At 63.3% G+C, this 14,861-nt stretch carries 13 protein-coding genes; 6 read left to right on the top strand and 7 right to left on the bottom strand.

Annotation, left to right across the window (positions count from 1 at the left end; translation table 11 throughout):
- Positions 1 to 22: 22 nt before the first annotated feature.
- Complete coding sequence (locus tag ACJ8J4_RS02445; RefSeq protein ID WP_043143311.1) at positions 23 to 289, bottom strand: hypothetical protein; 267 nt, start codon at positions 287 to 289, stop codon at positions 23 to 25.
- Positions 290 to 580: 291 nt separating this feature from the next.
- Entirely contained in the window at positions 581 to 1,324 is a 744-nt protein-coding gene (locus ACJ8J4_RS02440; RefSeq protein ID WP_261463979.1) for a sulfite exporter TauE/SafE family protein, read from the bottom strand.
- 107 nt (positions 1,325 to 1,431) lie between these two features.
- Here ACJ8J4_RS02440 and ACJ8J4_RS02435 point away from each other — a divergent pair, with 107 nt between their 5' ends.
- Positions 1,432 to 2,313 carry a LysR family transcriptional regulator gene (locus ACJ8J4_RS02435; protein ID WP_197812655.1) on the top strand — a complete coding sequence of 294 codons (882 nt, stop codon included), beginning with the start codon at positions 1,432 to 1,434 and terminating at the stop codon, positions 2,311 to 2,313.
- Between the two features lie 6 nt (positions 2,314 to 2,319).
- Here the strand turns inward: ACJ8J4_RS02435 and ACJ8J4_RS02430 are convergent, their stop codons facing one another.
- The 4 genes from ACJ8J4_RS02430 to ACJ8J4_RS02415 all read right to left on the bottom strand — a co-directional run bounded on the left by ACJ8J4_RS02430 (position 2,320) and on the right by ACJ8J4_RS02415 (position 8,108).
- Positions 2,320 to 5,889, bottom strand: a complete 3,570-nt coding sequence (locus ACJ8J4_RS02430; protein WP_264383933.1) for a molybdopterin-dependent oxidoreductase — start codon at positions 5,887 to 5,889, stop codon at positions 2,320 to 2,322.
- Entirely contained in the window at positions 5,882 to 6,424 is a 543-nt protein-coding gene (locus tag ACJ8J4_RS02425) for a (2Fe-2S)-binding protein (protein ID WP_038873997.1), read from the bottom strand. Before ACJ8J4_RS02425 ends, ACJ8J4_RS02430 begins: the two co-directional genes overlap by 8 nt.
- Before the next feature lie 85 nt (positions 6,425 to 6,509).
- The gene (locus tag ACJ8J4_RS02420) at positions 6,510 to 6,983 is read right to left on the bottom strand and encodes a MarR family winged helix-turn-helix transcriptional regulator (protein WP_089180871.1); all 474 of its coding nucleotides are present in this window, start codon (positions 6,981 to 6,983) and stop codon (positions 6,510 to 6,512) included.
- A 66-nt stretch (positions 6,984 to 7,049) separates the two neighbouring features.
- Complete coding sequence (locus tag ACJ8J4_RS02415) at positions 7,050 to 8,108, bottom strand: 2,5-dihydroxypyridine 5,6-dioxygenase (protein ID WP_025302742.1); 1,059 nt, start codon at positions 8,106 to 8,108, stop codon at positions 7,050 to 7,052.
- A gap of 326 nt (positions 8,109 to 8,434) precedes the next feature.
- Between ACJ8J4_RS02415 and ACJ8J4_RS02410 the strand changes: the two genes are divergently transcribed.
- The 5 genes from ACJ8J4_RS02410 to ACJ8J4_RS02390 all read left to right on the top strand — a co-directional run bounded on the left by ACJ8J4_RS02410 (position 8,435) and on the right by ACJ8J4_RS02390 (position 13,237).
- Positions 8,435 to 9,586 carry an FAD-dependent monooxygenase gene (locus tag ACJ8J4_RS02410; RefSeq protein ID WP_033645813.1) on the top strand — a complete coding sequence of 384 codons (1,152 nt, stop codon included), beginning with the start codon at positions 8,435 to 8,437 and terminating at the stop codon, positions 9,584 to 9,586.
- Positions 9,583 to 10,377, top strand: coding sequence for an alpha/beta fold hydrolase (locus tag ACJ8J4_RS02405; protein WP_049295535.1), 795 nt, complete (start codon positions 9,583 to 9,585; stop codon positions 10,375 to 10,377). Before ACJ8J4_RS02410 ends, ACJ8J4_RS02405 begins: the two co-directional genes overlap by 4 nt.
- Before the next feature lie 15 nt (positions 10,378 to 10,392).
- Positions 10,393 to 11,145: a maleate cis-trans isomerase family protein gene (locus ACJ8J4_RS02400; RefSeq protein ID WP_015377793.1), complete on the top strand. Its 753-nt coding sequence runs from the start codon at positions 10,393 to 10,395 to the stop codon at positions 11,143 to 11,145.
- 9 nt (positions 11,146 to 11,154) lie between these two features.
- On the top strand, positions 11,155 to 11,784 hold the full coding sequence (locus ACJ8J4_RS02395; RefSeq protein WP_033634448.1) for an N-carbamoylsarcosine amidohydrolase: 630 nt from the start codon (positions 11,155 to 11,157) through the stop codon (positions 11,782 to 11,784).
- 142 nt (positions 11,785 to 11,926) lie between these two features.
- A complete protein-coding gene (locus ACJ8J4_RS02390) occupies positions 11,927 to 13,237 on the top strand; it encodes an MFS transporter (RefSeq protein ID WP_016927840.1) in 1,311 nt (436 codons plus the stop codon).
- A 125-nt stretch (positions 13,238 to 13,362) separates the two neighbouring features.
- On the opposite strand, the gene ACJ8J4_RS02385 is transcribed toward ACJ8J4_RS02390, so the two are convergent.
- Positions 13,363 to 14,778 (bottom strand): aldehyde dehydrogenase family protein, encoded by a 1,416-nt coding sequence (locus tag ACJ8J4_RS02385; RefSeq protein WP_025302738.1) that lies wholly within the window; start codon positions 14,776 to 14,778, stop codon positions 13,363 to 13,365.
- Positions 14,779 to 14,861: the final 83 nt, after the last annotated feature.

The following is a 14,861-nucleotide window of genomic DNA, read 5'->3' as shown; positions in this document are numbered from 1 at the left end:
TGATTCAAAACTGGATTATGGCTCAATTGAATAAATAAACCATGACCATAACAATGACGCAAACAGAGCAAAACAATAAATCACCGGAAAAATTTCTCAATGAGTCCAAATAGTCATTGCTGTTCTTATTTAGTTGGTTAATGGCATCATTTTCGTTCTCAGCTTCTACTTCAATATGATGCTTTCTGAACCCTTTCTGCTTCATATCTTTAATTATTTCTCGTGTAACCACTTCCTTTCTCTGCACCCTTGATTCATCGCTCTTTATAAAAACAACATATTTATTCATCATATACCCCATAAAAGCACAGAATTTTACTTCTGTGCTGGGATTGCAGCTGTTAATTAGCGTTTGGTTCTGGATTCTCTGGCCTCTCTCGGTCCAGTGCCATTGCCGCCATAACCATTTCCTGTAGAACTGCCATTCCCCAGAAACCACTGGCGCAGGAACCGCTGTCATAAGGGCTATTTTTTGACAAGAATGACTGAAGGTGTATTCTCACTGCTGAAAATAATCATATTGGAATAAAATCCAGAATAATATACCGAACCTAATTACACGCAGATGCTATCGATTCAATTAATTGAATCGCCAAATAATCTCAACGCCCAAGATTAATAACCCAATAAAGAAGAGGCGGCGGAACAGCTGCGGGCGACAATGACGACGCACCCTCTCCCCCAGCCACATGCCGCCCAGCGCCGGCAACAGTGCCAACAGCGAACCGCCGAGCAACGCGCCGGGCAGCGCCTGATGCCAGGCTAATCCGGCGGCCAGCGCCAGCGTCGAGACGGTGAACGACAGCCCCAGCGCCTGCACCAGATCGTCACGCGCCAGGCCCAATGCGTTCAGATAGGGCACCGCCGGTATGACGAATACGCCGGTGGCGCCGGTCAGCACGCCGGTCACCAGGCCGCACAGCGGCCCCAGCCAAGGCTCTGCCGTGGCGGAAACGCGCCAGTCGAAACGGGTGAATCCCAACAGCGCATAGCCGATCAGGCAAACGCCCAGCGCCAGCGGCGCCAGGCGGCCATCGGTTGCGGTGAGCGCGCCGGCGCTCAATAACGTGCCCAGCATGACGCACAGCATCATCGGCCAGAGCCGCCGGCACAGCGCCCCCAACCGCGGCCCGCACAGCAACTGCCACAGGTTGGTGATTAGCGAGGGCAACAGCAGCAGCGCGGCGGCCTGCCCCGGCGGCATCATCAGGCTGAGCAACCCCATCGACACCGTCGGCAACCCCAGACCGATCGCCCCTTTGACCGTGCCGGCCAGCGTAAAAATGCCCGTCAGGGCGATAATCTCGAGTAACGTCAGCGACATGCGTCTATCCTTATGGCGAATCAACGGCTCGATTGTGGCCAGCGCCGCGCCGCAGCACAATGCGGCAATGGCAGAGCCTGCCTGCGGCAAAGACAGAGGAAGAACGCATGCATTTTGACTTTATCGATCTGCGGCTGTTGGTGGCGGTGCTCGAAACCGGCAGCATCACCGCCGGCGCCGAGCGCGTCGGGCTGTCGCTGGCCGCCGCCAGCGCCCGCATGCGCGGGCTGGAACAACAGGCCGGCGTGGCGCTGTTGACGCGCAATCCGCGCGGCGTCCAAGCGACGCCCGCCGGTGAGCGCCTGTTGCAACACGCGCGCGTGCTGCTGCAACAGCGCGACCGGCTGCGGGGTGATATGGCCGAGTTCGCGCCGGGCCAGCGCAGCCAGCTGCGCATCGTCGCCAATACCGTCGCCGCCGACGCTTTTTTGCCGGAGCTGTTGGCGGATTTTCTGGTGCTGCACCCGCACACCGACATCGCGCTGGAGGAGCTGCCCAGCCCGGCCATCGCGCTGGCGATCGCCGAACGGGCGGCGGATATCGGCATCGTGGCGGACCACGCCGATCTGCGTGGGCTGGCAAGCTACCCTTTTCGCCAGGATCGTCTGGTGCTGGCGCTGCCGCCGGGGCATGCGCTCAGCGGCCGCCGCACGCTCAGCTTTGCGGACGCCCTGCCTTTTGATTTCATCGGCCTGCCGGAAGAGAGTGCGCTGCAACAGCATCTGGAACAGCTGGCGATACGCAGCGGCGGCCCGATGCGATTGCGGGCGCGCACGGCTCATTTCGACGCCATCTGCCGTATGGTGCTGCGCGGCGCCGGGCTAGCGGTGGTGCCGGAAGAGAGCGCCCAACGCCATCCGCAAATTCGGCACAGCGCCCTGCCGCTGACGGACGAGTGGGCGACCCGGCGTCTGTCGATCGCGGTGCGTGACCTGGCGCAGCTGCCGCTGCCGGCGCAGCGGCTGGTGGCGTTCCTGCGCCAAGCCTGAGGCAGCTCAGTGCGTGCCCGGCTCTGCGCGCAGCCGCGCCACCTGAGCCTCCACGTCGCGCCAGGCCGGTTTGTCGCCGGCATAGCGTTGGCGCAGATAATTCACCAGCGCCGTCACCTGCCGATCGGAAAAGCTGTCCTTAAAGCCCGGCATAAAGCCCAATTCGGCGGTGGCCGGTTTGGGGATCCCTTGCAGGATCACCTTGATCAGGTTATCGGGGCGATCGCTGAAGATATTGGTGTTATTGGCCAGATCCGGGCTGACGCCGAACAGCTGCGGCCCGCCGGCGGCGGCGCTGTGACAGGCCTGGCAAGCGCCCTGAAACAACCGCTCGCCCGCCAGTTGACCCGCAGGCAACGCGCGGGCCGCCAACTGCGCCTGCGGTTCCACATTCAGCGTCGCCTTGGTGCTCAGCGACATCACATAGTTGGCCATCGCCCGCAGATCGCTCTGCGGCAACGTCGCCAGTTCGCTGACCACCGGCCCCATCGGCCCGGCCGCCACGCCGTGCTCGGCGGAATGCCCGCTGCGGAAGTACTGAAACAGCTGCTCCTCAGTCCAGGGCTTGTCCGCATTGGCCAATTGATTCAGCGCCGGCGCTTCCCACCCGTCCACCATCCCTCCCGCCAGGAAGGCCGCGCCGCCCTTTTCCGCCCCCAGCAGATTACGCGGCGAATGGCAGGCGGCGCAGTGGCCAAGGCCGTTGACCAGATAGGCGCCGCGGTTCCACTGCGCGCTTTGCTGCGGATCGGGTTGATATTCCCCCTGGCGCAGGAATAGCGCGTTCCAGCCCGCCATCAGCGGCCGCAGGTTAAACGGGAAGCGCATCTGATTGGCCGGATTGCTCTGGCGCACCGCCGGTTGCGACATCAGATAAGCGTACAGCGCCTGCATGTCGCCGTCGGTCATTTTACTGAAGGCGGTGTAAGGAAATGCCGGATAGAGGTGGCGGCCGTCGCGGGCGATGCCCTGACGCATCGCCCGATCGAATGCGGTAAACGACCAGTTGCCGATGCCGGTTGCCACGTCCGGGGTAATGTTGGTGCTGTAGAGCGTGCCGAACGGCGTCGCCATCGCCAACCCACCGGCGTTGGTCGCCCCTTCCGACGCGGTATGGCAAACCGCGCAGTCTCCGGCGGCGGCCAACTGACGGCCGCGCTCCAGCGTGGCGGCCGACCAGGTGCCGGCGCCAGGCGTCGCCACCGGCGCGATCTCCGCCCGCCACGGCAAGGCACTGCCGGCGATGCCCAGCACCGCGCCGAACAGCCCCGCCGCGCCGCCGAACCACCATTTGCCGCGCTTCTTTTTCGTGGGAGGGGCGGCCTGCCGCTCGGCATCCGGCCCGTTCAGCGCCTCACGCAGCTTGTCCGAGGTGATCGGCAGCTCGCGAAAACGAATGCCGGTGGCGTCGAACACCGCGTTGGCGATGGCCGCCGCGCTGGGCACCGACGCCGACTCCCCGGCGCCCAGCGGCGGATCGTAAGGGCGCGGCATCATCACCACGTCCACCTCCGGCACCTCCGGGAAGGTCAGGATCGGGTAAGCTCCCCACTCTTTGGCAGAGACCGTCGATTCCTCAAACGTAACGCGCTCTTTCAACACCCGGCTGGTCGATTGCAATACGTTGCCATGGATTTGGTGACGCACGCCGTCCGGGTTAACCATCATGCCCGCGTCGTGGCCGACCACGATGCGCGTTACCGCCACTTCGCCGCTGGCTTTGTCGATCGCCACGTCAGCCACCCAGGCGGCCCAGGCCGCGCCAAAGCCGGGAAACTTGCTGTGGATGTAACGGGCATAAGCAAAGCCGCGCCCGCGCAGCACGCCGTCTTCCGCCGGGGTCTGCATCGGTTCGGTATGCGGCGTCCAGCCGGCGCGTTCTGCGGTGCTGCGCATCAGTTCACTGGCGCGTTCATCATGGATGTAGCGCAGCCGATACTCCAGCGGATCGACGCCGGCGGCGTGGGCCAGCTCATCGATATAAGACTCGTGGGCGAAGGTGTTGGGCAAGGCGGAAACGCCGCGCATCCAGGAGGCGCGCACGATCGGCGCCATGTCCTCGATGCTGACGCGCAGCGACGGATATTCGTATGGCGGCACCGAGGTGCGGTCGCCCATTTCATAGGCCACCGGCAGCGGTTCGACGCGGCCGGTCAGCAACAGCGCCAGCGTCGGCGCGCCGTTGGAAGGATAATAGGTGCGAAAATCGTAGGCGACCGGGTGCCCGGCGGCGTCCAGCCCGCCGTCCACCTCCATCAGTTGCGCCGTGCCCTTCGGTTCCCACACATGCTCTTGCTCGCGGGTCAGCTGCACCCGCACCGGCCGGCCCACCGCCCGCGACAGCAGCGCCGCGTCGGCGCAGACGTCATCGGCGCAATTGCGGCCATAGCAGCCGGCCGCCTCCATGCGAACGATCTCGATCTGCGCTTCCGGGTATTCCAGCAGCCAGGCCAGATCGGCGCGCAGCAGGTGCGGATTCTGGCTGCCTGACCAGACCTGCAGGCGCTCCGGCCGATAGTCCGCCAGCGCGCAGGAAGGGCCTATCGAGGCATGCAGCTGATACGGCCACAGGTAGCTGCGGGTGAAGCGCCTGTCGGCCGCCGCCAGCGCCGCGTCCACATCGCCGGTATCGTGCACCACCCGGGTCGAGTGCGGATTGTCGCGCAGCGCCTGCGCCACGTCGGTCATCTGCGGCAAATTGCGGCGCCAGTCTTTCCAACTGACCTGCAGCGCCTGTGCCGCCTTGATCGCCTGCTCTTCGCGCTCGGCGACGATGCCGATGAAATCGCCGATCACCACCAGTTTGACGATGCCGGGAATATGCGCGATCGAGGTTTCGTCCACCGCCAGCAGGCTGGTGCCGACAAATTCGCCGCTGTCGTAGCCGGCATAGGGCGGCCGCACCACCCGGCCGTGCAGCATGTTCGGCAGGCGCATATCGTGTACGTAGGTGGTTTCGCCGGTCGCCTTGGCCGGAATATCGACGCGCGCGGTGCTGGTGCCCACCAGGCGATACTCCGCCTGCGGTTTCAGCGGCGCGTCGCCGGAAATCGACAGCTCGACATGACCGCCGGCCACCAGCTCGGCGTAGCTGAGCGCCTGCCCCTGCGGGCTGCGGATCACGCCCTCCTCCAGCGTCAGCTGTTCCACCGGCGCATCGAAGCGCTGCGCCGCCTGGCGCAACAGCCAACGGCGCGCTTCGGCGGCGGCGTTGCGCAGCGGCACGGCGGAGATCTGCAGCGTGGCGCTGGCGATGGTGGCGCCCTGATTCGGCGCGCGCTCGGTATCGCCCAACACCATTTGCACCTGATCCATGCGCAGGTACAGCTCTTCGGCGACGATCTGCCCGAGCGCGGTGCGCACGCCGGTGCCAAGATCGACATGGCCGTTAAAGGCATAGATTTCGCCGCTGCCGCACAGGGCGATAAACAGCCCCTGCTCTTTGGGCTTCAGCACCGGCGTTTGCCCTTTGGGCACCAGTCCCGGCGGCGGTTGCACGCTGTCGACGATCAGCAGCACGCCGTCGCGCTGCAGCAAGTCGGCCTGGCTCGGCGATGGGACACGGGAATCAGTCATGGGCGTGGGCGTCCTCATCGCGGCAGAGAATGATGGCGCGCTGAACCGCACGCAGGATTTCGAGATGGGTGCCGCAGCGGCACAGGTTGCCGGACAGCGCCTGACGGATCTCCGCCTCGCTCGGGGCGGGATTACGATCCAACAGGGCTTTGGTGGTCATGATCATGCCATTGAGACAGTAGCCGCATTGCGCCGCCTGCTCTTCGATAAAGGCACGCTGCACCGGGTGCGGGCGCTGGCGATCGCCAAGGCCTTCCAGGGTCACGATCGCCCGGCCGGACACGCCGAGCGCCGGGATCACGCAGGAGCGCGCCGCCACGCCGTCGATCAACACGGTACACGCACCGCATTCGCCCAGGCCGCAGCCGTACTTCGGGCCGTTGAGCGCCAGATCGTTGCGCAGTACCAGCAAGAGCGGCGTATCCGCCATCACCTGCGCATGAAGCTGTTCGCCGTTCACCGACAGCATCAGCGGATGCTCCGTCAGCGTGGTTTTCGCGCCTTCCCTGGGCGATTGCACTTCAGATATCGCCATTGTTCGCGTCTCCGCCTGCATGTGATGGTCTTATGGGCTGGCCTCTCGCCACCGACCACCAGGCAACCGACGTTGCTCGGGCGAATCAGCCGGTGGGCGGATCTTCCAGCATTTTATTCAGCAGGAATATCAGCGCTATCCGTTCGGCCGGGTTGAGCGTTCCGAACGTCAGCTCTGTGATTTTCGCCGCCTGCGGCACCGTTTCCGTCAGCAGCACGGCGCCGGCGTCGGTCAGGCCGACCACCACCTTGCGCCGATCGATCGGATCCGGCGTTACCGTGATCAGATCGCGCGCCTTCAGCCGTTCGACGATACCGCGTATGGTGGCCTGATCCACCGCCGTCACCTGCACCAGTTCGGTCAGTGAGCTCGGCCCCATATCGCGCACCGCGCACAGGGTGATGAACTGCACCGCCGTCAGCTGCGAATCGCCGACGTTTTGCTGGAAAATCGCCACGTGGCGCTGATAAACCTTGCGCAGCAGGTGCCCGACTTGCTCGGTAAAATGATAATTTTCGGGTTGGCCGCTCACGGCTGACGGGTATTCGGGGGGCGTCATTGCGTTACTCTCACCATCTATGGAATCCACGAGAATAGTACAAACCCCCGCCGTTGGCAGCAACGATTACGCCCGGCGCACGCGCGACGCCTCCGGCGCCACCACTTCCCCGTCCGCCACCACCGTTTGCCCGTCGAGGCGAATGTCGCAGCGGCGCAGTGCGATATCCATATGGCAAGGCGTTTTGCGCGTGCCGCCCACTTCGGTGTTCGGCCCGGTGGAGAACAGGAAGTTGCCGTAGAACGCGCGCGCGTCCATGCACATGCCGTCGTTCTTGTCGTGCAGACCCATCGCCGTCCACTGGGCGCGCGGCTGCAGACCCCAGCCGATGTGCGAGATGCCGTACACCTCCGGATCGTCGAAGTATTTCATGTATTCGCGCAGGTATTCCGCCTCGAAGCCGCCGTGAATGCGAGTAACGAACCCTTGTTCGATCTCCAGCGTGATGCGTTCACGCGCATAGCTTTTGAACGGCAGCAAGATATCGCCGACCTCCAGCACCAGCACCCCTTCCGCCTGCTCCTCATTCGGCCAGGTGAACAGGAAACCGCTCGGCCAGTGATCCCAGCGCCCCGGTTCATCGGCATAGCCGTACTCGGTCACCGTCGGGTATTGCCCCAGCGGCGCGCGGAAATCGCTGCCGGCGGCGGAGGTCACCTGCATCAGCTTCGCCTGCTCCAGCACGGCGGCGGCGGCCAGCACCCGCGCCTTGTCCTCCGCGTTGGGCAACATGCGCGCCAGCACCTCCGGCGGCTCCACCGCCAGCAGGATGCGGGTGCCAGTTTTCAGGATCTGTTCCTGCTCCGGCGAATGCAGCAGCATCATGGTATCGACGATCAGGTCGGCGGCCTCCAGCGCACGCTGCGCCGCCAGATTGCCGGTCAGCGCGGTATCGCCGCAATAGGCGGTCATGTCGTTGCCCATCGCTCGCGGATGGTTGAACGCCGGCAGTTCGACGGCATACACCTTGGCGCCCAGCCGCAGCGCTGCGTCGGTCGCGGCGCGCACCGTGCGCGCATCGGAATAATGGCTTTTCAAAATCGCCACGCTCTGCGAAGCATCAACCTTCGACAGCGTAAGCACCTGCTCGAACAGCTGTACCAACTGGGTTTCATTGACCGCCATGGCCTGTCTCCTGTCTCGTCAAGGGTGACCGACGCCCGCAAGGCGGCGGTGATTTTTCAAACAATTTAAAGTGAACACACTCATTTCATCTAAGTCAAAAAAGCAAAGGAAAGCAAGCTGCGAATATCCACCATAAGAAAGTCCTATTTCATCCCGCATCAATCCTGTGATTAACATGAGTTTAACAGTAATACGCCGTCAATTAGCGTGAGCGAGATCTGATTTAACACTTTTGCAACTTTGCGTTATCTAGCGCATACACTATAAATCGATCGTCCAGCCACGCGTTGGGCCTACGCTGAAAAAAGCCAACAGACAGGGGAAACATGATGAGCAAACAACCACGCATCGCCGTCGTCGGCGCCGGGCTGGGGGGCGCCGCCGCCGCCGGGCTGCTGCAAAAAGCCGGCTTTACCGTCGATCTGTATGAACAGAGCCCGGCGTTCTCACGCCTTGGCGCCGGCATTCACATGGGGCCGAACGTACTGAAGATTTTCCGCCGTCTCGGTATTGAGCAGCGGTTGGAGCAGATGGCGTCTCATCCCGATTTCTGGTTCAGCCGCGACGCCGAAAGCGGCGACTACCTGTCGCGCATCGAACTGGGCGCCTTCGCCCGCCGGGAGTACGGCGCCGCCTATGTGACGGTGCACCGCGGCGATTTGCAGGCGTTGCAGCTCTCCGCGCTGCAGCCCGGCACCCTGCACTTCGGCAAATGCCTGAGCAAAATTGAAGATCGCGGTGACGAGGTGGTGCTGAACTTCGTCGACGGCACCTCGGCCCACGCCGACATCGTGATCGGCGCCGACGGCATCAATTCGCGCATTCGTGAGCACCTGCTGGGCGCTGAAGCGCCGACCTACAGCGGCTGGGTGGCCCACCGCGCGCTGATCCGCGGCGAGAAGCTGGCGAAATACAACCTGACGTTCGAAGACTGCGTGAAGTGGTGGTCGGCGGATCGCCATCTGATGGTCTACTACACCACCCAACGGCGCGACGAGTATTACTACGTCAGCGGCGTGCCGCACCCGGCCTGGGATTTCCAGGGCAGCTTCATCGACAGCAGCCGCGAAGAAATGTTCGAGACCTTCGCCGGCTACCACCCGATCGTGCAGGCGCTGATCGAATCCAGCGAGCAGGTCACCAAATGGCCATTGCTGAACCGCAAACCGCTGCCGCTGTGGAGCGAAGGCCGTCTGGTGCTGCTCGGCGACGCCTGCCACCCGATGAAACCGCACATGGCGCAGGGCGCGGCGATGGCGATCGAAGACGCCGCCATGCTGACCCGCTGCCTGCAGGAAACCGGCCTCGGCGACTACCGCACCGCCTTCCAGCTGTATGAAGCCAACCGCAAGGAGCGCGCCTCCCGGGTGCAGGCGGTGTCCAACGCCAACACCTTCCTGCGCACCCAGGAAGATCCGGCCTGGGTCTACGGCTACGACCTGTACGCGCAAGCGCTGAAATCGGAGAACGCCGCATGAGCACCTTCCTCTACGGCGCCCACGTTCACGCCAACGACATTCGCCAACACTATCTGCGCTACGGCGGCCACGGCCCGGCGCTGATCCTGGTCCCCGGCATCACCAGCCCGGCGATCACCTGGGGCTTCGTCGCCGAGCGGCTGGGGGAAAAATACGACGTCTACGTGCTCGACGTGCGCGGCCGCGGTCTGTCGTCCAGCGGCCCGGAACTGGCTTATGACGCAGAGACCTGCGCGCAGGACGTCAACGCCTTCGCCGCTGCGTTGAACCTGGACAGTTACGCCCTGCTCGGCCATTCGATGGGCGCCCGCTTCGCCCTGCGCGCCGCCGCTCTGCAGCCCGCCGGCGTGCGGCGGCTGGTGCTGGTCGATCCGCCGGTTTCCGGCCCCGGCCGCCGCGCCTATCCCGGCCAATGGCCGTGGTACGCCGACTCCATCCGGCAGTCGCTGCCGGGCATGAGCGCCGAGCAGATGCGCGCCTTTTGCCCAACCTGGAGCGAAGAGCAGCGCCGGCTGCGCGCCGAGTGGCTGCACACCTGCTACGAGCCGGCGATCCAACGCGCCTACGACGATTTTCATCAGGTGGACAGCCACCGTGACTACCCGCTGCTGACCATGCCGACGCTGCTGATGGCCGCGGGCAAAGGCGGCGTCATTCAGCCCGAAGACCGGGCAGAGATCCGCGCGCTACAGCCGGAGATCGCCATCGTCGAGGTCGAGAACGCCGGACACATGATCCCGTGGGACGATTTCGACGGCTTCTTCCGCGCCCTGGGCGATTTTCTGGATTAACTGAGGAACACCGACATGAGCAACCACTACCGCATCGGCCAGATCGTGCCCAGCTCCAACACCACGATGGAAACCGAGATCCCGGCGATGCTGGGCGCGCGCCAGCTGATACGCCCGGAGCGTTTCACCTTTCACTCCAGCCGCATGCGCATGAAACACGTCAATAAAGAAGAATTGGCGGCGATGGACGCCGAGTCCGATCGCTGCGCGCTGGAGCTGTCCGACGCGCGGGTCGACGTGCTCGGCTACGCCTGCCTGGTGGCCATCATGGCGATGGGGCTGGGCTATCACCGCGAATCGCAGGCCCGGCTGGCGCAGGTGACGAAAGACAATCAGGCCGCCGCGCCGGTTATCAGCAGCGCCGGCGCGCTGGTCAACGGCCTGAAGGTGATCGGCGCCAAACGCATCGCGCTGGTGGCACCCTACATGAAACCGCTGACCCAGCTGGTGGTGGACTACATCCAGCACGAAGGCATCGAGGTCAAGGTGTGGCGCGCGCTGGAGATCCCGGACAACCTCGAGGTCGGCCGGCACGATCCGGCCAGGCTGCCGGGGATCGTCGCCGAGATGGATTTACGCGAGGTCGATGCTATCGTGCTGTCCGCCTGCGTGCAGATGCCTTCGCTGCCGGCCGTCCCAACGGTAGAGGCCCAAACCGGCAAACCGGTGATCACCGCCGCCATCGCCACCACTTACGCGATGCTGACCGCGCTGGAGCTGGAACCGATCGTCCCCGGCGCCGGCGCCCTGCTGTCCGGCGCCTATTGAGGAGGCAGAATGAACGACACCCTCAGCGACAACTACCGCGGCGTCTGGGGCCAGCGCATCGGCTTCGGCCGGCGCCCGGCGCTGCTGGCGATCGATTTTATGCAGGCCTACACCACCGAAGGCGCGCCGCTGTTCGCGCCGGGCGTGGTGAGCGCGGTCGAGGAAAGCCGCGAGCTGCTGGCCTGCGCGCGCCGAACGGGAATTCCGGTGATCCACACCCATATCCGCTATCATGCAGGCCATTTTGCCGATGGCGGCCTGTGGGTGAAGAAAGCGCCGGTGATGAAAGACATGGTGGCGGGCAACCCGCTGGCGGCGTTCTGCCCGCCGGTGGCGCCGCTGGCCGATGAGGTGGTGCTGAGCAAGCAATACGCCAGCGCCTTCTTCGGCACCGCGCTGGCGCCGCTGCTGGTGGCGCAAGGGATCGACACGCTGCTGATGATCGGCTGCTCCACCAGCGGCTGCATCCGCGCCAGCGCGGTGGACGCGGTGCAGCACGGCTTCCGCGCCATGGTGGTGCGCGAGTGCGTCGGCGATCGTCACCCCGGCCCGCACGAAGCTAACCTGTTCGACATCGACAGCAAATACGGCGACGTGGTGCACAAACGGGAGGCGCTCGACTACCTGAACCGGTTATGAGTCAACGATTCACCTGCAACGACAATAACGAAGGCGCAGACAGCGCCTCACGCGACCGCCCGAAACAGGGCGGCGCCCATGCAACGCAAACACAACAGGCGCCTCCTGCGGAGGCCAACACGCACCACCTGGAGACAACATCATGGCCATTGTCGACACCCCGCTGGCGGGGAAAGCGGACGCAGAATCGCTGCTGCTGTACCGCAAAATCACCTGGAAACTGATCCCGTTTCTTTGCCTGTGTTACCTGGCGGCCTACCTCGATCGCATCAACGTCGGGCTGGCCAAGCTGCAGATGGCCGACGCGCTGCAGCTGAGCGAAGCGGCCTTTGGTCTGGGCGCCGGGCTGTTCTTCGTCGGCTATATTCTGTTCGAGGTGCCGAGCAACCTGATCCTGCAGCGCGTCGGCGCCAAGATGTGGATTGCCCGTATCATGATCACCTGGGGGCTGCTGTCCACCGCCACCATGTTCGTCACCACGCCGACCCAGTTCTACGTCATTCGCTTTCTGCTCGGCGTGGCGGAGGCCGGTTTCCTGCCCGGCGTGCTCTTTTACCTGACGCTGTGGTTCCCGACCTATCGCCGCGGCCGCATCATCGCGCTGTTCATGATCGGCCTGCCGCTCTCCAGCGTGATCGGCGGGCCGCTCTCCGGCTGGATCATGGGCCATTTCGACATGCGCCACGGGCTGCACGGCTGGCAGTGGCTGTTTTTGCTGGAGGGCATTCCCAGCGTGCTGTTGGGCGTGCTGACCTTCTGGCTGTTGCCTAACACTTATCAGCAGGCCAAGTGGCTGACGCCCGAGGAAAAACAGCGCATCGCCGACGATCTGGCGCGCGACGACGCCGAGGCCGATCACGGCAAGCACAGCTTCCGCGACGGCTTCTTCAACCTGAAGGTGTGGATGCTCGGCGGCATCGACTTCGCTATTCTGCTCAGCGCCTACGCCATGGGCTTTTGGATGCCGACCTTCATCAAAACCGCCGGCGTTACCGACATCACCACCATCGGTTACCTGACGGCGATCCCCAGCGTCGCCGCCCTGCTCGGCATGCTGCTGATCGGCAGCAGTTCCGACCGGCTGCGCGAACGGCGCTGGCATATCATCGTGCCGTTTATCATCGGCGCGCTGGCGATGGCCGGCAGCACCTTCTTCACCCACAATGCGCTGGCCACGGTGCTGCTGTTCTCCATCGCCCAGGCGGCAATCATCGGCGCAGTGCCGGTGTTCTTCAGCCTGCCGGCCACCTTCCTGCGCGGCACGGCGGCGGCGACCGGCTTCGCGCTGGCCTGTTCGCTGGCCAACATCGCCGGGCTGGTAAGCAATTCGCTGATGGGGCTGGCGCTGGATCTGACCGGCAAGAGCGGCGGCGCGCTCTGGGCCTTCGCCGGCTGCCTGCTGCTCAGCTCGCTGCTGGTGGTGGCCCTGCCGGCCAAGGTGGTGAACCGCTGAGCGTTAATAGAAAGGGGAAAGGCGCAAGACAATGACAATGATGATAAGGAACCGTTGTCTGCTTTGATTCTTGCGCCGTTTTCTCCCCATAACAGGACATGTCAATAACGACGATGGGCTCTGGGTTACCCCACCAACAACGTTTTTGCTTCCAGATAAGCCTGCATCCCCCATTTGCCCATCTCGCGCCCCAGCCCGGACTGTTTGAAACCGCCAAACGGCGCTTTAGGTTCATGATCCAACGTGTTCAGCAGAACACGCCCGGAGTCAATCTGCTGCGCCACCCGCACCCCGCGTTCGCGATCGCCGCTTAACACCAGCGCACTCAGCCCGTAGGCGGTGTCGTTGGCGATCGCAAGCGCTTCGGCCTCATTGTCGTAAGGGATGATCACCAGCACCGGACCAAAAATTTCTTCCCGGGCAATGCGCATCCGGTTATTGCCCGCAAATACCGTAGGCTTCACGCACCAGCCTTTATCCATACCCGATGGACGGCCAACGCCGCCAACCAACAATGTCGCCCCTTCTTCCTCGCCCAAGCGGATATAATCCTGCACCCGTTGCCACTGTTTTTGGCTCACCATCGGGCCGATTTCCGTATTTTCATCGCGCGGATCGCCCGACCGGACTTTGCCTACCGCGTCGGCAATCGCCTGTTCAAACTCCGCCTGACGGCTGCGCGGCACCAGAATTCGCGTGCCTGCAATGCAGGCCTGGCCGCTATTCATAAAACCGGCGGCAAGCGCCAAAGGCACGGCCTGCATGACATCCGCATCGTCCAGGATCAGCGTCGGCGATTTGCCCCCCAGTTCCAATGTCACCCGTTTCAGCGATTCTGCACCGCTTTCTACGATATGTTTGCCCACCGCCGTGGAACCGGTAAACGAGATCTTGGCAATATCGGGATGTCGATTAATGACCTCACCCACCACCTCGCCTCGCCCGGTGATAATGTTAAATACCCCGGCAGGAATGCCCGCGTCGTGCAACGCTTCGGTGATAACCCGCGTTTGCATCGCGCTCATTTCGCTGGGCTTGATCACCGCGGTGCACCCTGCCGCCATCGCCGTCGCCAGTTTGTTGCAGATAAACCCGGCATCGCTGTTCCATGGCGTAATCAGCCCGGCGACGCCGACAGGCGTCATGATGACCTGCGCCTTACCCGCCTGTTCCGTAAACTCGAAATTTTCCAGCGCGTCGATCGCCTGAGCTATCGCGTCCGCCGGGTAGCTGGCCATCCAGCGCCCACGAATTTTGGGCGCGCCATATTCCATCACGACGGCGTCCATCAGCTCATCTTCACGGGCCATAACCGCTTTGTGCATACGGCGCAATACGGCAAGGCGTTCCGCCTTACTGGTCTTGGACCAGTAAGGAAATGCGGCCTTGGCTGCGGCAATCGCCCGCTCGGCATCCACCTCGTCCGCCAGACGCACAGTGCCAATCACGTCTTCTGTCGCCGGGTTAAACAGCGTGAAGCGTTCTTCACCGTGGGGTGTCACGAATTCACCGTTGATATAAATGCTGTCAATTTTTTGCATGGTGCGCTCCACATGTTCCGATTAGTCAAACGAGTATAGAAACAGATGATCAATACGATAAGTGGGTCTATCCTGTACGAACT

Source organism: Serratia sp. CY47280, from assembly GCF_052168655.1.
Lineage (GTDB): Bacteria > Pseudomonadota > Gammaproteobacteria > Enterobacterales > Enterobacteriaceae > Serratia > Serratia bockelmannii.
Note: the sequence above shows the minus strand (reverse complement) of the source record. Positions and strands in the feature narration are given on the sequence as shown.